This is a genomic window from Tsukamurella ocularis (genome assembly GCF_965138335.1).
Classification (GTDB): Bacteria; Actinomycetota; Actinomycetes; order Mycobacteriales; family Mycobacteriaceae; genus Tsukamurella; species Tsukamurella ocularis_A.
On sequence record NZ_CBCSDV010000004.1, the window covers coordinates 102,161 to 119,212 of the forward strand.

The 17,052-nt window shown below is 72.9% G+C and carries 12 protein-coding genes and 2 pseudogenes; 2 read left to right on the top strand and 12 right to left on the bottom strand.

From position 1 onward, the window contains the following. Positions 1 to 67: 67 nt before the first annotated feature. Positions 68 to 1,561 carry a flavin-containing monooxygenase gene (locus ACNAYW_RS06010; protein ID WP_415848819.1) on the bottom strand — a complete coding sequence of 498 codons (1,494 nt, stop codon included), beginning with the start codon at positions 1,559 to 1,561 and terminating at the stop codon, positions 68 to 70. Between the two features lie 50 nt (positions 1,562 to 1,611). On the opposite strand from ACNAYW_RS06010, the gene ACNAYW_RS06015 reads away from it, so the two are divergent. Then, positions 1,612 to 2,403 carry an SDR family NAD(P)-dependent oxidoreductase gene (locus ACNAYW_RS06015; RefSeq protein ID WP_415848820.1) on the top strand — a complete coding sequence of 264 codons (792 nt, stop codon included), beginning with the start codon at positions 1,612 to 1,614 and terminating at the stop codon, positions 2,401 to 2,403. A gap of 1,947 nt (positions 2,404 to 4,350) precedes the next feature. Here the strand turns inward: ACNAYW_RS06015 and ACNAYW_RS06020 are convergent. From ACNAYW_RS06020 to ACNAYW_RS06030, 3 genes are read right to left on the bottom strand one after another with little or no spacing between them, the layout of a single operon-like run. Continuing rightward, entirely contained in the window at positions 4,351 to 5,061 is a 711-nt protein-coding gene (locus ACNAYW_RS06020; protein WP_415848821.1) for a nitroreductase family protein, read from the bottom strand. After that, on the bottom strand, positions 5,054 to 5,554 hold the full coding sequence (locus tag ACNAYW_RS06025; protein ID WP_415848822.1) for a DUF2505 domain-containing protein: 501 nt from the start codon (positions 5,552 to 5,554) through the stop codon (positions 5,054 to 5,056). The genes ACNAYW_RS06020 and ACNAYW_RS06025 overlap by 8 nt, the downstream gene beginning before the upstream one ends. A gap of 1 nt (position 5,555) precedes the next feature. Next, the gene (locus ACNAYW_RS06030; protein WP_415848823.1) at positions 5,556 to 6,242 is read right to left on the bottom strand and encodes a flavodoxin family protein; all 687 of its coding nucleotides are present in this window, start codon (positions 6,240 to 6,242) and stop codon (positions 5,556 to 5,558) included. Between the two features lie 79 nt (positions 6,243 to 6,321). Here ACNAYW_RS06030 and ACNAYW_RS06035 point away from each other — a divergent pair, with 79 nt between their 5' ends. Continuing rightward, positions 6,322 to 7,152, top strand: coding sequence for a class I SAM-dependent methyltransferase (locus ACNAYW_RS06035; protein ID WP_415848824.1), 831 nt, complete (start codon positions 6,322 to 6,324; stop codon positions 7,150 to 7,152). Positions 7,153 to 7,175: 23 nt separating this feature from the next. Here ACNAYW_RS06035 and ACNAYW_RS06040 read toward each other — a convergent pair whose 3' ends face one another. From ACNAYW_RS06040 to ACNAYW_RS06075, 8 genes and pseudogenes are all read right to left on the bottom strand, one after another. Next, positions 7,176 to 8,402 carry a phthiocerol/phthiodiolone dimycocerosyl transferase family protein gene (locus ACNAYW_RS06040; RefSeq protein ID WP_415848825.1) on the bottom strand — a complete coding sequence of 409 codons (1,227 nt, stop codon included), beginning with the start codon at positions 8,400 to 8,402 and terminating at the stop codon, positions 7,176 to 7,178. A gap of 16 nt (positions 8,403 to 8,418) precedes the next feature. Then, positions 8,419 to 9,264 (bottom strand): ABC transporter permease, encoded by an 846-nt coding sequence (locus ACNAYW_RS06045; protein WP_415848826.1) that lies wholly within the window; start codon positions 9,262 to 9,264, stop codon positions 8,419 to 8,421. Beyond that, entirely contained in the window at positions 9,264 to 10,067 is an 804-nt protein-coding gene (locus tag ACNAYW_RS06050; RefSeq protein ID WP_415848827.1) for an ABC transporter permease, read from the bottom strand. The genes ACNAYW_RS06045 and ACNAYW_RS06050 overlap by 1 nt, the downstream gene beginning before the upstream one ends. Then, a complete protein-coding gene (locus tag ACNAYW_RS06055; RefSeq protein ID WP_415848828.1) occupies positions 10,064 to 11,047 on the bottom strand; it encodes an ATP-binding cassette domain-containing protein in 984 nt (327 codons plus the stop codon). Before ACNAYW_RS06055 ends, ACNAYW_RS06050 begins: the two co-directional genes overlap by 4 nt. Then, positions 11,044 to 14,064 (bottom strand): acyltransferase domain-containing protein (locus tag ACNAYW_RS06060; RefSeq protein ID WP_415848829.1); only part of this gene is annotated, 3,021 nt, incomplete at its 5' end. The genes ACNAYW_RS06055 and ACNAYW_RS06060, both read right to left, overlap by 4 nt. A gap of 1 nt (position 14,065) precedes the next feature. Further along, a pseudogene (locus ACNAYW_RS06065) lies at positions 14,066 to 14,390 on the bottom strand (ketoacyl-synthetase C-terminal extension domain-containing protein); the annotation flags it as partial. A 1-nt stretch (position 14,391) separates the two neighbouring features. Beyond that, positions 14,392 to 15,423: pseudogene (locus ACNAYW_RS06070) on the bottom strand (beta-ketoacyl [acyl carrier protein] synthase domain-containing protein); the annotation flags it as partial. Further along, positions 15,420 to 17,051 (bottom strand): beta-ketoacyl reductase (locus ACNAYW_RS06075; RefSeq protein ID WP_415848830.1); only part of this gene is annotated, 1,632 nt, incomplete at its 5' end. The gene ACNAYW_RS06075 and the pseudogene ACNAYW_RS06070, both read right to left, overlap by 4 nt. Between the last annotated feature and the right edge of the window lies 1 nt (position 17,052).

Here is a 17,052-nt window from a genome sequence, read left to right on the forward strand (position 1 = left end):
GACCGACGCTACGCCTGCGCGGGCGGCGCGACCATCCCCTCGACGACCCCGACGGGGCGCCGATCTCCTACCGGAAGTCGTAGTCGACCAGTGGAAAGCGGTCCTGGGTGCGGACGGCGTCCCGCACGGAGGTGGGCCGGAACAGGGGCGCCTCGCCGCGTCCGTTGATCCAGTAGGAGTTCGACGAGGCGCAGTTCCCCAGGCGGAACACGGAGTCCTCCAGCAGCCCCTCCATGCGGCCGAGGAATCGCGTGTTCGCGGCTTCCGTCACCTCGAAGACCCGGGCGTCGCGCCGGTGCAGCTCGCCGAACAACCGGCGGATGTGCCGCATCTGGTACTCGACGGTGTTGAACCACGACAGTCCGACCCAGGAGTAGGGGCTGGCCAGGGTGAGCAGGTTGGGGAACGCGGGGACGGAGACGCCCTCGTAGGCCTGGAACCGGGTGTCGCGCCACCACTGCCCGAGATCGACCCCGTGCCGCCCGATCACCTGCAGTGCGGGCAGGTTGGTCTTCCAGACGTCGAAGCCGGTCGCGAGTACGAGCGAATCCACCTCGGTCCGCGTGCCGTCGACCCCGACGATCGCGTCCTCCTCGATCCGGGCGATCCCCTCGGTGACGAGTCGCACGTTCGGTCGCGCGAGCGCCCGGTAGTAGGCGTTGGAGACGGTGGGCCGCTTGCACCCGTAGTCGTACGACGGGGTGAGGGCGGCCCGGAGTCGCTTGTCGCGCAGCAACAGGAACCGGTGCACCCCGGCCGCGTGCTCGGCCGAGACGTTGAGGCGGCGGAACCAGCGGTAGCGCCACATCGCCACCACCATCAGGAACTCCATGAAGGAGTCGGTCGCCCATCGCACCGCGCGCTGCGTGACCGGAAAGCGGGCGAACAGTCGCCGCACCGGCCGCGGGAAGGGGATGTCGAGCTTGGGCATCACCCAGATCGGCGTGCGCTGGTAGACGGACAGCTGCGCCACGGTCTTCGCGAGCTCCGGAATCACCTGCACCGCCGTCGATCCGGTACCGATGACCGCCGTCCGCTCGCCCGCGAACGCGTGCTCGGGATCCCATCGCGCGGTGTGGATCACCGATCCGCGGAAGCGATCGATGCCCTCGATGTCGGGGGTCGCGGGCTGGGAGAGGAATCCGGTGGCGCACACCAGGTATCGGGCGTGCACGACCGCACCGTCGGCGAACACGACGCCCCAGCGCCCGGCCTCCTCGTCCCACTCGGCGCGGCGCACCTCCACACCGAAGCGCATGTGCCGGCGCACGTCGTACTTGTCCGCGACGCGTGTCGCGTACGCCTTGAGCTCCGGTCCGCGCGCGTACATTCCCGACCAATCGGGATTGGGTTCGAACCAGTACGAGAACGTGGTCGACGGGACGTCCACGGTGAGCCCGGGGTACCGGTTGACGTGCCAGGTCCCGCCGAGATCGTCCTCCCGGTCCACGATGAGCAGACTCCCGTAGCCCAGTTCCTTGAGCGCGATCGCGGCCCCGATACCACCGAAGCCCGCGCCCACGACCAACACGTCGACGTGTTCCTCCTCCGGACCGCTCATCGGCGCGTACCGCCCTGTGCGACAACGCCGGTGCGGGTATTCTGGGGCGCATGGACCTGCGCTCCGCACACGTGCTCATCACCGGCGCCAGCGGCGGTCTCGGATCGGCACTCGCCGAGGCCTTCGCCCAGCGGGGCGCCCGGCTCACCCTGAGCGGGCGGCGCACCGACGAGTTGCAGCGGCTCGCCGCAGCGGTGGGAGGCCGCGCGGTCACGGTGGACCTCGAGGATCCGTCCGCTCCGGAATCCCTTCTCTCCCGGATCGAACCGGTCGACGTCCTGATCGCCGCCGCCGCCGTGCCCGCATCGGGACTGCTGTGGGAGTACTCCACCGAGGAGCTCGATCGCGCGTTGACGGTGAACCTGCGCGCGCCGGTGCTGCTGGCCAAGCTCGCTGCCGAAGGAATGCGCGAGCGCGGTGCGGGTGGGCATGTCGTCTTCCTCTCTTCGCTGTCCGGCAAGTCGGCGTCGGCGCGGATGGCGCTCTACAACGCCACCAAGTTCGGGCTGCGCGGCTTCGCACTCGCCCTGCGCGAGGACCTGCGCCCGGACGGCATCGGCGTCTCGTCGGTCCTGCCGGGACCGGTGCGGGACGCGGGCATGTTCGCGGACGCGGGGGTGCGGGTCCCGCGCGCCGCCACCCGGACCGCCGCCCAGGTGGCGAAAGCCACTGTGCGGGCGGTCGAGTCGAACCGCGGGGAGGTCGTGGTGGCACCGTTCGCCCTGCGCGCCGCGACGACGCTGGGCGCGCTGGCGCCCGGGCTCTCGGCGGCGCTGGCGCGACGCACCGGCAACGATGCGCGGATGGCCGCGGTCAGCGCCGGGCAGCGGCGCAAGCGCTGATCCGCACTCACTCCGCTCCGTCGCCACCCGCACCGGAGTCGTCGCTCGACGAGCCCGTACCGGCATCACCGCTGCCGGAGTCATCGGACGATCCGCCCGCGGAGCCCGTATCGCTCGAGTCCGCGCTGCCCGCGTCGTCGGCCTGCGCGTCGCCGGTGTCCGGCTCGTCGGCCTGCGTGTCGCCGCTGTCGGTGTCCGGCTCGTCGGCCTGCGCGTCGCCCGTGTCCGGCTCGTCGGCCTGCGCGGCCTGCTCCTGATCGCCGCCGGTATCGGACTGCGCTCCCCCGTCTTTCGCCTTGTCCTCGGCCAGCTTCGCCGAGAGCTCCTTCCACGAGACATGACCCGATGCGCTCGGCGCGGGATCCGGTTCGTCCGCTGCGGTATCCGTAGCGGCGTCGGATTCGCCCTCGTCGGCGGTGGCCGGCTCGTCGGCGGTGGCGGGCTCGTCGGCGGCCGCCTGCTCGNCGGCAGTAGCGGGCTTCTCCGCGGTCGCCGACTCGCCGGCCGGTTCGGTCTCATCGGCGGTCGCGGTCGGCGCGATGCCCACCATCTCGAGGAAGGACTTGTGCGCGCCGCTCGGGGTGCGCGCCGCCGGAGACTCCTGCACCTCGTCCTCACCCGCCGTTTCCGTGGAGCCCTTCGCCCCCTTGGTGTCCTTGACGTCCTTCGCGTCGGGGTCCACCGACGACGACTCCTCGACATCGGCTACCGCCGTGGCGCCGGCGAGCCGCGAGAGAGCCGAACCCGACGACGTCGGGCCGTACGAAGGGAGGTCGAACGAGGAGGCGATGCTGTCGATCAGCCCCTGGAAGTCCTTGCCGATGACGCCCGCGGCGCCGCCGAGATCCTCCGGCTTGGGAATGATGGTCTGGAAGCCGGTCGCGACCGTCTCGATCGACTTCCAGATCTCCTCGACGTCGATGAGGTCGCCGCGCAGCGCCTTCTGGATGGAGGCGTCGAGATCCTTCCACAGCCGCTGCTGTCCCTCCGCGCTCCACAGCGAGAGCGCATCGACGTCGTCCGCGTCCGGGATACCGGGCGGCCGCCCGACCCAGTTCTCGTCGGTGAACTCCTGCCCCAGGTCGGTGAGCGTGTACCAGTTCCCGAGCAGCGGGATCCGCGCGAGCGACCCCGGCGCACCCTTGACCACGAATTGGCAGGGCAGGCAATAGGTGCCTTCGACGAACGGGTTGAGGGAATTGAGCGTGGCCAGGCCGAGCCGCTGGTACGTGCTGGTGACCTGCTCCATCGAGGGCAGGCCCTCGAAGCCCTCGGGATCCTTGGTCAGGGTGTTCCACAGGGCGCGGGCCACACCGAAGACGTCGATCCGCTGGGTCGAGTTGGACCAGGGCATCGTGATCGACGGGTCGATCGTGTTGGCCACCGTGCCGTAGCTGACGCCCTGAATCAGCGTCCAGGGCATCACCTTGAAGTATTCGGTCCAGTACGTCGCATCGCCGCACGGGGCCGGCGCCCCGGTGCAGTCCGCCGTCATCGGGAAGTTGGCCTCGAAGGTGACGTTGATCGGGTCGGCGAAGGCCTGCGCGACCTCCGGGACCGGCATCAGCCATGCCATCAGTCCGTTGACCTTGGCGATGTCGGCCTGGTCGAACCCGAGGACGTTGTTCGGCGTGTACAGCCACCAGTTGCCGCTCATCTCGAGGGCGTCGGCGGTCTGCGCCGCGCCGGCGAGCTGTTTCGCGGGCATGTTGGCCAGCGTCTCGATGACGTTCAGAGGGATGTTGGCAACAGAGCCGGCCGAGGCCACGGGCACGGGCGCGGTCGATGCGAGAACTCCTGTTGCCGCCGCGGTCGCCATGACGATGGACGCGGCCGAAGACTTGGTCGATACCATGAAGGTAACCCACTTCGCTTCAGATTTGCATTGTCATTCCGCGGCCGACTATACCGCGGTGTGTGCGATCGCACACAGTGGTCGGCGAAGTGTCAGGAATCCGGTTCCAGCCAGTGCCTCCGGCCGAATCCGTCCAGATGGGTCGCCTCCCCGACCGGCCTGCGCGCCGACGGTCCGTACCTGCCCCGCGGCCAACCGAGCGGCATCACGCAGATCGGCGTCACGCCGGCGGGGAGTTCGAGGATCCTCCTGGCCGCCACCAGGTTCCACAGCGGCATGGTGGTCAGCGAGGCGCCCAGGCCCATCGCCCTCGCGGCGAGCAGCAGGTTCTGCACGCCGGGATAGATCGAACCCCAGTAGCCGCTCTCGGCCACATGCGGCATGCGCACCAGCGGCAGGCGCCCGTCACCGATACCGAGCCGCAGGCACGCTACGACGAGCACGGGGAGCTCGTCGAAGTGGTCGACCTGCCACTGCACCGCCTTCGCCATGCGCGCCTTGGCGTCGTCGGCGGCCGCCACCCGCCGGTAGACCAGGCGCCAGTACGCGGACCACGCGAGCCGGTACTGCCGACCCAGACGTCGTTTGCGCCCGATGTCCTTGACCACCACGAACTCCCACTGCTGCCCGTTCTGCCCGGTGGGTGCACGTTGCGCGGCCTCGATGCACCGCAGGACGAGGGCGTCGTCCACGGGGTCCGGCAGCAGCCTGCGGATCGCCCGCTGGGTCGCCATGGCGTCGACCAGCGGCATCGCCGCCAGTCGCGCCAGCGCCTCGTCGGTGGTCGGAATCGGTTCAGGCATGCGCGGTGATCCAGTCGTCGGTGAACCGCTGCAGTTCGGGCACGTGCGCGGCGAACCCCTTCGCGACCAGTCGCTCGACCGGCCCGCCGAGCACGGGCACCCGCACCCGGACCTCGCCGGCGATCCGCAGCAGACTGCCGGCGTCGGTGGCGCCGAGCCGGGCCGTCGCCGTACCCGCGCCGGGCGCCCCCTGCACGGTGACCGTGATCGTGCCGTCGGCCGCGCCTCCCCGAGGCACCCAGTGTTCGGTGGCGATCACCCTCAGCTCGCGCGGGTACAGGCGGGCGACGAGCGGGGGCATCGCCTCACGCCTCACGTCCTGCAGCGTCCGCACCGCGATCGTTCCGGCGTCATCGACGTCGAGCGCGGTCAGTTCGAGCCCGCCGCCGAACTCGGCGAAACGGTCCTCCCAGTACCGGGGGTCGCCGAAGGCGCCGAGCACGGCGGGCACGGGCACGGGAGAGGCCGCCTCGACCGCGAACCGCCGCGGCACGTCAGGCCTCCGCCGTCGCAGCGTCGGCCAGCTCCCCGGCGAGCAGTCGAGCCGAGTCCAGGTGTGCGGGCTGCACATTGGTCGCGGGGATCGCGACGCCGAGGTAACGCGCGCGTTGCTCCCCCGAGCCGAGATAGCTGGTCAGCGAGAGCATCGAGGTGAGCTGATTGCCCGGGTACGTCGCGTGCACCTCGCCGGCGTACCGGCCGCCCTGCCACTCGGCGAGCCTGCGCACCTCGGCGAGGTTGCCCCGCCAGCGGTCCCGGCAGGCGATGAAGACCGCGAACGGGCGGCCGGCCAACACCCGCCGCGCGTCGTCGGAGGCCAGGAACGACCGCATCGGGATACTCGCCCGGTCCCACCACGTCGGGGAGCCGAGGCAGATCAGGTCGTAGCGGCCCTCGTACACCTGCGCAGGGACCCGGACGGCGGCCTTCGCCCCGCGCGCCTGCGCCGGCACCAAGGAGAGCATGGTGGGCCACACCCGGCGCAGCGGAAAACGCGCGAGGCGGGGTGCGTACCGCGGGTCGGTCAGCTCGATCCGCGCTGCGACGACCTCCCAACCGCGCTCGGCGAACTCGGCGCCGGCGGCGTCGACCAGGCGCGCGGCCTGACCGGTGAAGCTGTAGGACAGCAGCAGCACCCGCGGGCGTCGCCGCTCATCGGACACCACTCCTCGCCTCCTCATCGCCGGCTACGGCCCGACCATAACTCACCCGCGGCACCGATGCGATGACAATGCAAAGACGATGACGTACCGTTGCGCCATGCCCCCCAAGGCCACCGTCGACCTCAGCGGCGCCGCGCAGACGATGCTCACCACGCTGTATCTCAAAGCGCTGGACGCGGATTCCGTTCGTCCGGTCCTGGGCGACCGGTTCGCCCGGGACGCCGTCGCCGGGATCGACTACGACTGGTCCTCGCTCGGGGTGTCGGCGCTCTGGTCGCCGCTGGCGACGGTGCGCACCGCCCAGTACGACCGGTGGACCCGCGAATTCCTTCGCCAGTACCCGGAATCGACCGTCGTGCACCTGGGGTGCGGGCTCGACAGCCGAGTCTTCCGCATCGACCCCGGCCCCGGCGTGCACTGGGTCGACGTCGACTTCCCCGCGGTGATCGACCTCCGCAGGCAGGTCTACCCCGACCGTCCCGGCTACCACCTGGTGGCCAGCTCCGCGACGGATCACGCCTGGCTGCACCGCATCCCCGCGAATCGGCCCACGCTGTTCCTGGCGGAGGGGATCAGCATGTACCTCACCGCCGCGGAGGGGACCGGGCTGTTGCGCGCCGCGCTGGACCGCTTCCCCGTGGGCGAGGTGCAGATCGACTTCTACAGTCGGCTCGCGATCCGCAGCCAACGGCTCCACATGCTCAACCGCACCACGGGATCGGTCCTCCATTGGGGCGTCGACGATCCGGCCGAGGTGGTCGCGGCGGTGCCGGGCCTGCGTCCGGTCGCCGCCCTCGGCTTCTTCGACGCGGAGACCTTCCGCGGCAGTTCGCGGCTGTTCGCCGCGCTGGGCGGCGTCGGCCGGGTGGTGCGGCCGATACGGCGCGCGCTGCAGTACCACCGGTACGCGTTCGGCCCGCGGGGCTGACCCGCGCGGGCGGGTCCGGACGGTCATCGCCCCTCGGCGAGCGCGCTGAGCAGCGCAGCGACGGCTGCGACGGCGCGCTCCGGATCGGCTCCGTGCGTGTGGTACTCGAGCTGCAGCCGGCCGTCGAAGACCTTGCTGGTGTACATCTCGATCCCGGAGCCCACCTGGAAGTACAGTTCGCCGTGCACGGCACTGAGCTCGACGCCCGGCGGGGTCCGGACCGGTGGCACCACGCCGTTGTCGGTCACCATCACCACGTCCGGCAGCCCCGGCGGGTTCCCCACGTACGCGGGGCGGAAGTGCAGCAGCGACTGCTGGATCACGCCCTCGGCCAGGTCCGCGCGGAACGTCTCGGCGATCTCGCGCGCCAGGTCCAGGATCCCGGTCTCCGAGTCGATCTCGGCGAGATACGTCGCCACGCCGACCGGGTTCGTGCAGGCCGTGGCCGACACGGTCGGGGAGAGCACGTAGCGCAGGTCGACGGGGTAGATGTAGGGCACCGGGACGGCGGTCCCGCCGCGCAGCCGCCACTCCGCGAGCAGCACGGCGGCGGAGAAGATCCCGTTCACGCTGACCCGCTCCGCGCGCGAGACGTCGAAGAGCGCGCGGGTCTCCGCGGCGCTCATGGTGTGCTGCACCATCGGCACCCGGATCGGCCGGTCCGGGCGCTCCGCGGTCACCGACCGGCGCGAGGCCGGCAGATCGTAGGCGTACATCGCGGGCATGAACCGTTCGAGCCCGGATCGACGTTGCTTGACGATGTTCCGCTCCGCGAGCACCGCCTCCAGCGCGGCCGGCGTCGGTCGCACCGGCCCGGGGCTGACGGTGCCCGTCGCGACGAGGTCGGTGTAGAACCCGAACAACTCCTCGATCAGCGCGAACTGGTGATGGCCGTCGGCGAGCGCGTGGTGGACGTACAGCGTCGCCGCGGTCTCGGTCTCCCGCGGATCGACGACCAGCCGCACCAACGACTGCACCTGGTCGAAGGGCTGATCGGCCGCGGCGTCGGAGGCGAGCACGACTCCCTGCGGCAGGAGGTCGTCGGCGACGATCCGGAAGCCGCCGTCCCCGTCCGGCTCGAGGCGCGCGGCGAGCACCGGATGCACCTCGAGCAACGTCTCGAAGGCCTCGCCCAGCAGCTCGACATCGACGGGCCCGCGCACGTGGGCTCCGAGCCCGACGAAGTTGTGGGTCTCGGCGAACATCTTCTCGCTCTCGGCCAGCGGGCGCAGGACAGCGGATTCGAACATCTCTGCCTTTCTCGGTTCAATCTCGGGTGCTCGCCCGGCGGTAGCCGATGGTGAGCGGCACGACGCACACCGCGATGATGCCCACCGTCCAGGCGAGCAGTTCCATGAGCGGCGCGGCCACCGGGCCGCCCACGGCCAGACCGCGCATGGTGTCCACGGTGTTGCTGAAGGGCTGGTGCTGCACCGCCGGGCGCAGCCACTCCGGGTACTGGTCGAGGGGCACGAATCCGGTGCAGAAGAACATGAACAGTCCGGAGATCAGGGCGGTGGCCTCCACGACGATGGTCTTCGCGGCGTAGACGGCGACGGTCAGGACCGCGGTCGCGAAGGCCACGCCGAAGAGCACCGGCACCAGCAGCCAGCCGAGCACGGAGAGCACGCCGTTCTCGAAGCGCAGACCGAGCAGGACACCGGTGACGGTGAGGACCGACGTGGCGACGACGATCCGCAGCGCCTCGGCGAGCAGCCGGGAGGTGATCCCGGCGCCGCGATGGATCGGCGTGCCCCATAACCGGGCGAGGAATCCGTTGTCCCGCTCGGCCATCACACCGAGTCCGCCGACGGTGGCGCCCTGCGTGGCCGCGACCAGTGCCACGAGCGGCACGCTGCCCGCGAGGGCGTCGGCGCCGGTGATCTTCGAGATGCCGTCTCCGAGCACGATGTCGAGGGTCACGAGGAAGGCGACCGGCACCAGCACCGTCTCCGCCAGCGTGGCGGGGTCCCGCACCCAGCGCCGGACGATCCGTCCGGCCAGTACTCCGGTCTGCCGAAGCAGGTCCCGCGGCGACCGCTCGCTCGATCGAACGGCCCGATGACTGCGCACGCGCGTGCCGGGGCGCTCCTCCAACCGATGCGCGCACATCACCGGTTCCTCCGCGCCGCGACGAGGGCGTGCAGTGGGAGGAGGACGGCGAGCAGGCCCAGCGCCCAGTAGACCGCGGGGCCGACGACCGCCCAGGACGCCTCGCCCGCCGCGCCGGGGATCGAGTCCCCGGCCAGCGCGCGCAGCCCGAAGACGAACTGCGAGATCGGCTGGTCGCGGACGAATCCCTGGATCCACTCGGGGAACCGCTCGACCGGCTGCACCCCGACCGAGAGCAGGCCCAGCGTCAGCTGCGGCAGCATCATCAGGTGGGTGGTCGCGTCCGGGTTGCGCGTGGCGGTGCCGACGAGGTCCCCCAGCACCGACAGCGTGAACCCGAGCAGCAGCACCAGACCCACGAACCCCGCGGTGTGGAGCGGCCCGCCGTAGAAGCGGAAGCCGATCACGTAGCCGCACACGAGCGAGATCGCCAGCGCCAGCGCGCACCGGTACATGCTGCCGGACATGCGCGCCGCCATCGGGGTGAGCCGGCCGATCGGCATCGACCGGAACCGTCGGTCGATGCCCTCCACCGCGTCGGTGGCGGCCCGGAACCCGCCGGAGATCGCGGCGAACGAGATCGCCTGCAGCACGATGAGGGGGGTGAGGTACTGGGCGTAGCTGCTCATGGTCGCCGCGTAGGCGCCCATGAACTGCTTGAGCGGGATGTAGAAGCCCACGGTGAACATCACCGAGGCGGCCACCTGGGTGACCAGCTCGCCGTTGCGCAGGCTGGGTGCCACCGCGCGCACCGTCAGCACCCACCACTGCTGCGCCCGTGAGGTGTCGGGGCGAGAGCTCACAGAGTCACTCCCTCGGGCACGGCCGCCGTGTCACGGGTCGCGGGATCGCCGGTCAGCGCGAAGAAGACCTCGTCGAGCGAGGGGCGCCGCAGCGCCACGTCGAGCAGCTCGATCCCGGTCGGGTCGATGCGCGAGACGGCCGCGACGAGGGTCCGCGTCCCGTACGGGGCGGGGATCGAGATCCGATCGGCCCCCTCGGCGACGCGCTCGCGGCCGACCAGCGGGCCCAACGCCCTGAGGATCGCCGGGACGTCGCTGCGGTGTCGCGGCACGATCTCGCAGATGGTGGCCCCCGTGCGGGCCTTGAGCTGGTCGGCGGTGCCCTCCGCGATGACGGTGCCACGGTCGATCACGGTGATCCGATCGCTCAGCGCGTCCGCCTCCTCCAGGTACTGGGTGGTGAGCAGCGTCGCGATCCCGTCGTCGCGCAGCTGGGCCACCAGCTCCCACACGCCCTGCCGACTCCGCGGATCGAGCCCGGTGGTCGGCTCGTCGAGGAAGACCACCTCCGGCCGGATCACGAGGCCGCAGGCGATGTCGATGCGGCGGCGCATGCCTCCGGAGTACGTTCCCACCCGGCGGTCGGCCGCGTAGTCGAGGTCGAAGCGGCGGAGCAGTTCCCGCGCCCGGGCGCGGGCCTCGGACTTGCGCAGGCCCTGCAGGCGCCCGAACAGGACCAGGTTCTCACGGCCGGTCAGCAGGTCGTCGAGCGCGGCGTTCTGCCCGGTGAGCATGATCGCGCGCCGGACTCCCGCGGGGTCGAGCGCCACGTCGCAGCCTGCCACCCGCGCGACGCCGCTGGTGGGCCGGGACAGCGTGGCGAGGATGTCCACCGTCGTCGTCTTGCCCGCCCCGTTGGGACCGAGCAGGCCGAGGATCTCGCCGCGCCGCACGTGCAGGTCGATGCCGCGCAGCGCGGTGAAGTCGCCGAAGCTCTTGGTCAGGCCCTCCACGATCACGGCGGGTCCGGAGTGCCTCATCGCGCATCCCCCTCCGACAGGTCGACCAGCTCCCAGTCGTCGGCCTCGTCGTCCGCGGGCTCCGCGTTCGTGCGCGACACCGCGCCGAGCGCCTGCTCGACGGCGGCCGACAGGGCGTCGATGCGTGCGGCGTCGACGCGCCGCGCGTCGTACCACCAGTCCAGGTGCACCCTGCCGCCGCTGCGGTAGACCCGCACCTCGACGGCGTGCCCGAGGCCGGGCACGGCGTCGCGCACCGGCATGGCGGCGTCGGCGGCGAACCACACCGCCTTGGGGCCGTGCGCGATCTCCGGCGGCTCGGGAACGGTGCCGGTCACCACGAGGTGCAGGTCGGCGCCGGGCGCCCCGGCCAGGTGGGCCGCGGTGGGCGCGTGCAGGTAGCGCAGCAGTCCGTGGCCGACGCCGTGGTGCGGCACCGCACGCAGAGCGGTCCGCACGTCGTCGACCAGCTCCTCGTCGCCGTCCGGAACGGTCAGGGCGACCGGGTGGACGGTCGTGAACCAGCCCACCGTGTTCCGCGTATCGACGGCGGGCCTGAGCACGGACCGGGCGTCGCCGTCGACGTCGACCACCACGCGGCCGGGGCCCACCGCCGCCGACACCCCGCGCACGAGCGCCGCGGTGACGAGCTCCTCGAGGCGGACACCGGTGCGGCGACGTGCGTCGTCGATCTCGGCCGCCTCCACCGTGCCCACCATGGTGGGCAGGCGGCGGTAGTCCGCGGCGACGGGACCGTCGTCGGGGTCGGCGGTCGCGATGCGCACCGCCGGCCGCGCCGCATCGATCCAGCGCGACCGGGTCTCGAGGACGGCCGGGTGGCCGGCGAGCGCCGCGAAGTGCTGGCACCACTGCGCCCACCCGGTGGCCGGCGGCGCGAGGAAGACCTCCATGCCCGCGGCGCGCTGCCCGAACGCGGTGAGCAGGTCGGCCGCCAGGATCTCCCGGGAGCGGGTCTCGCCCACCCAGCCGGGCACGGCCAGCGCGAGCCGACCGTCGCCGCCGCCCGCGGGGCGCAGCAGCAGCGCCCGCACGGGCGGGGCGCCGGCGTCCGCGTCGGCGATCATCGCCGTCAGTCGCTCCTGCGCGGCGGTATCGAGATCGGCTGCGGCGGTGCTCTCCTCAGTGACCGACAGGTTTCCGTCGACATCGTCGGCGTCGGCGATCACCTGTTCCCACAGCCCGGCCTCGTCGCGTTGCAGCCGGAGCCGCAGGGCGTCGTGCCGGCGCACGAGCGCCCCGAGTACGGCGGCCACGTCCTCGGCGGTCACCTCCGACCCCACCCCCAGCACCAGCGGAATCCGCCACCGCGGGTGATCGCGCAGCCCCGATTCGCCGAGTCGCGCCAGGTTCGGCGTGAGCGGCGGGCGCTGCGACGGTGCCGTCGGCTCCGCGAGGCCGCCCGCGGCGTCGCGGGCGGTGACGGCGCGGGCCAGCGCCGCCACCGTCGGGTGGTCGTAGAGGTCCTGCGGGGTCAGGTCGATCCCGGCGTGCCCGGCGGCCATCGAGACGCCGATCGCCACGAGGGAGTCACCGCCGAGGTCGAAGAAGTCCGCCTCCGGGTCGACGGCGTCCACCCCCAGGCACGCGGCCCACACCCGGCCGAGCACGGCCTCGGCGCCGGTGTCGGCACCGTCCTCGCCCGCCGTCGCCTCGCCGGACGGTCCCGCGTCGGAGGTCGGGGTGGGGCGTCGGTGCGGTGCCGCGTCGATCCAATGCCGCTCCGGGAGGAACGGATAGCCGGGCAGGAGCACCTCGCGTCCCTCCGGCGCTCCCGGGTCGACGTCGAGCCCGGCGGCCCACAGCTGCCCGAGGCCCTCCAGGAAGAACTCGCGATCGTCCCGGTCCTGAGCGGGGTGCCGCACGAGCCGCGCGATGCGATGTCCGTCGCCGAACCGGGGGTGCCGCTTCGCCGCGGAGGTCAGCGTTCCGCCGGGACCGACCTCGACGAGCACCCGGTGCGGGTCGGCGAGAACGGCGTCGAGCTCGTCGGCGAACCGGACGGTGGCCCGCATCTGGCGCGCCCAGGTGGCGGGGTCCGTGGCCTCCTCGTCGCTCATCATCGCCCCGGTCACGTTGGAGGCCATCGGGATCCGGGGCGCACGCAGCTCGATGCCGGCGAGGAAGTCGGCGAACCGCGTCGCGGCGGGTTCCATCAGCCGCGAGTGGAAGGCGTGCGAGGTCCGCACGCGGCGCGCGGTGATCGTGTCGGCCGCGAGCTTGGCCGTCAGGTCGGCGATCGCCCCCTCCGGGCCCGCGACGACGCACCCGCCCGGCTCGTTGACCGTGGCGACGTCGATGTCCGAGTCGAGGTAGGGCCCGAGGTCGCTCTCGCCGAGCGGCACCGCGAGCATCACCCCGGGGGGCGCGGCCTGCATCACCCGGCCGCGTTCGGCGACCACCGCGATCGCCGTGGGCAGGTCGAAGACCCCGGCCAGCGTCGCGGCCACGTACTCGCCGACGCTGTGTCCCACCAGGATCGACGGCCGCACGCCGCGCGATTCGAGCAGCCGGGCCAGCGCGTACTCGACGGTGAACAGGGCGGGCTGCGAGCGATCGGTGCGCTCGAGCTCGCGGCTGCGGCCGCCGAACATCAGCGCGCGGAGGTCGATGCCGAGAGCCGCGTCGAAGCCGGCGGCGCAGCGGTCCACGTTCTGCGCGAAGACCGGCTCGGCGTCGTAGAGGCCCCGCGCCATCCCCACGTACTGGGCGCCCTGCCCGGGGAAGAGCAGCGCCACCCGGTCGGTGGCGGCCGTGGCACCGTCGGGAACGGACCCGACGCTCCCCTCGCCCGCACGGAGGGCGGTGATCGCGTGGGAGCGGTCGCGCACCACCGTCACGGCGCGGGTGGTGTCGGCGGGCCGCGCGGCGAGAGTGGCTGCGACATCGGCCGGTTGCAGCGACGGGTCCGCCTCCAGCTCGTCGGCGAGCCGGGCACGGGCGACGGCGATCCGCTCGGCCCCGCGTGCGGAGAGCAGCAGCGGGTAGGCGCCCGGGGCGGGGGCCGGCGCCGCGGGCGANGGGGCCTCCTCGAGCACGAGGTGCACATTGGTGCCGCCGACGCCGAAGGAGCTCACGCCGGCGAGCCGCGGCCCGTCACTCTCCCAGTCGACGAGGTCCCGAGTGATCGCGAACGGGCCGTCGCCGAGGCGCAGCTCGGGGTTGGGGGCCGTGTAGTGCACCGTGCCGGGCACGGCCCGGTGCTTGAGCGCGAGGATCACCTTGATCACGCCGGCGATGCCGGACGCGACCTCGAGGTGCCCGATGTTGGCTTTGACGGAGCCGAGGCGGCAGGGGGCGGCGCGGTCGCGCTCGCCGAGATCGAAGGCCTGGCGCAGCCCTTCGANCTCGATCGGATCGCCGAGCGGGGTTCCGGTGCCGTGGGTCTCGACGTAGCCGATGTCCGCCGGGTCCACGCCGGCGACGGCGTGCGCCTCCGCGATGACGGCGGCCTGCCCGGCCGCGGTGGGGGCCGCGTAGGTCATCTTGGCCGCGCCGTCGTTGTTGATCGCCGAGCCGCGGATCACCGCATGCACGCGGTCGCCGTCGGCCCGCGCCCGTTCCAGGGTCTTGAGCATCACGACGCCGACCCCGCTGCCGAAGACCGTGCCGTCGGCGCGCACGTCGAAGGGCCGGCAGTGGCCGCTCGGCGACGTCATGGCGCCGGCGGTGTGCCAGTATCCCGCTCGGTTGGGCACCCGGATGGACGAGCCGCCGGCCAGGGCCGCGTCGACCTCGCCGGAGAGCAGCGCCTGGCAGGCCAGGTGCACGGCCACGGCCGACGAGGAGCAGGCGGTCTGCACCGACAGCGCGGGCCCGTGCAGGTCGAACTGGTGCGCGATGCGGGTCGCGATGTGGTCCTTGTCGTTGCGCAGCGACAGGTCGATCATCTCGTAGCTGGCACCCTGGCCGATGGTGCGGTCGACGTCCAGCCGCGACATCAGGTTGTTGAGCAGATAGCCACTGGCGGAGCTGGTCCCGTACACGCCCACGGCACCGTCGAGCTCGCCGGGCAGGTACCCCGCATCCTCGATGGCGTGCCACACGCTCTGCAGGAACAGGCGGTGCTGCGGGTCGAGTCCCTCGGCGACCGCCGGGGTGAACCCGAACAGGGCGGCGTCGAACTCCTCGATGCCCTCGAGCGGGGCGCCGGCGCGGATGTAGCCGCGGTCGTCGAGGGCGTCGTCGCCGATTCCGCTGCGCCGCAGCTCGTCCTCGGCGAGCGGAACGATCGATTCGACGCCGTCGCGCAGGTTGCGCCAGTACTGCGCGAGGGTCCGGGCCCCGGGGAAGCGCCCGGCCATGCCGATCACGGCGATCGACTCGCCGTCCTCGGGTGCGTCGTCGTCGATCCCGGTGCGGGGCTCGGTCGAGGTCATACGGTGTTGCCTGCCTTCCGTCGTGCCGTTCCGCGCCGGCGCGCCGCGGCGCGCTGCTGCGCTCGATCGCGGAGCCCGCCGGGCGCCGCTGCGGTCTCGTCCGTGTCGTCGTCGACGCCCAGCCTGCGGACCAGGTCCACGGCGAGGGCCGTGAGGTCCGCGCCCTGCAGAAGCAGGGCCACGGGCGGTTCGATCCCGAACTCACCGCGGGCCGCGTTGCGGATGCGGACCGCCATCAGCGAGTCCAGGCCCAGTTCGGTGAGGGGGCGGTCGGTCGCGATCCCGGCGCCGCCGGAATACCCCAGGACGGCACCGATCCGTTGGCGCAGGCGGTCGAGCACCAGGGTGACGGCCGCCGCGAAGGGCAGTGCCGTCAGCGCTTGTAGATCGATCGCGCCGGCGTCCTCCTCCGGTTCGAGCTCGGCGAAGAGGTTCGCGAAGTAGCCCCGGCCCGCCAGCTCGGGGAACGCCGACGCGGCCCGGTCGAGCCGCAGCCGGGCGACGCCGACGCGGGCGTCCCCGCCACCGAGGACCGCATCCAGGGCCTCGAGGCCCTCCGCCGGCGAGATCGGGTCGAGCACCCCCATGTCCAGCGAGCGGGCGAGCCCCACCTCGGACCACTGGCCCCAGCAGATCGCCGTCGCCGCGGCGCCGCGAGCGCGCCGTCGTTCGGCGAGGGCGTCGAGGTACGCGTTCGCCGCGGCGTAGGCGCCCTGCCCGGGCGAGCCGAGCAGCGAGGCCACCGACGAGAACAGGACCCACCAGTCCAGGTCGCGGTCCGCCGTCGCCGCGTCCAGCCGGTCGGCGCCGAGCGCCTTGGGCCGCCACACCCGGCCGAGTGCATCGCGCGACATCGCGGCGACCAGCTCGTCGTCGAGCACCGCCGCGGAGTGGATCACGCCGCGCAGCGGGCGGCCCGTCGCCTCGGCCGCGGCCACCAGCCGCTCGGCGACGCCCGGGTCGGCGATGTCGCCGCGCAGGTACTCCACGTCCGCATCGGCGCGGAGCTCGTCGAGCGCCGCGGCCGCCTCCGGCGAGGGCTCGCCGCGGCCGCTGAGCACCACCCGGCCCGCCCCGGCCGCGACCAGGTGCCGGGCGATCACCAGCCCGATGCCGCCGAGGCCGCCGGTCACGAGGTACGCGCCGTCGGCCCGCACCGCGGGAGTGCCGGTCGTGGCGGGGGTGCCCTCGCGGCGGACCAGCCGCTGGACGTACCGCACCCCGTCGCGCCAGGCGATGAGGTCGTCCGCCCCGGGCGCCGCGCTCTCGCGCGCCAGCGCACCGCCGAGATCGGCGCCGGAGGGCAGGTCGACGAGCGTGGCCCGCAGGTCGGGGTGTTCGTACGCGAGCACGCGGACCAACCCGGTCAGCGCGCCCGCCGCGGGGGTGCCGGCGTCGCCGTCGCGCACGACCAGCCCGTCGCGGGTGATCAGCCACAGCCGGGGCGCCCGGCCGTGCCACCCGCTCGTCACGGCGCGCACCGCCGTGGCGACCCGCCAGACCAGTGCCTCGGCCTCCTCGGCGCCCGTCCCGGTCCCGGTCTCCGACGGTGCGCCCTCCAGCAGCAGCACCACGTCCGTCGGGGGGTGCTCGGGGTCCTCCGCGCATCGGGCGACGGCGTCGGCGAGN

What these genes read in the sequence shown, in the direction of transcription:
- ACNAYW_RS06010 (WP_415848819.1), bottom strand. Translation starts at nt 1,561, where the DNA reads ATGAGCGGTCCGGAGGAGGAACACGTCGACGTGTTGGTCGTGGGCGCG.
- ACNAYW_RS06015 (WP_415848820.1), top strand. Translation starts at nt 1,612, where the DNA reads ATGGACCTGCGCTCCGCACACGTGCTCATCACCGGCGCCAGCGGCGGT.
- ACNAYW_RS06020 (WP_415848821.1), bottom strand. Translation starts at nt 5,061, where the DNA reads ATGCCTGAACCGATTCCGACCACCGACGAGGCGCTGGCGCGACTGGCG.
- ACNAYW_RS06030 (WP_415848823.1), bottom strand. Translation starts at nt 6,242, where the DNA reads ATGAGGAGGCGAGGAGTGGTGTCCGATGAGCGGCGACGCCCGCGGGTG.
- ACNAYW_RS06035 (WP_415848824.1), top strand. Translation starts at nt 6,322, where the DNA reads ATGCCCCCCAAGGCCACCGTCGACCTCAGCGGCGCCGCGCAGACGATG.
- ACNAYW_RS06040 (WP_415848825.1), bottom strand. Translation starts at nt 8,402, where the DNA reads ATGTTCGAATCCGCTGTCCTGCGCCCGCTGGCCGAGAGCGAGAAGATG.
- ACNAYW_RS06045 (WP_415848826.1), bottom strand. Translation starts at nt 9,264, where the DNA reads ATGTGCGCGCATCGGTTGGAGGAGCGCCCCGGCACGCGCGTGCGCAGT.
- ACNAYW_RS06055 (WP_415848828.1), bottom strand. Translation starts at nt 11,047, where the DNA reads ATGAGGCACTCCGGACCCGCCGTGATCGTGGAGGGCCTGACCAAGAGC.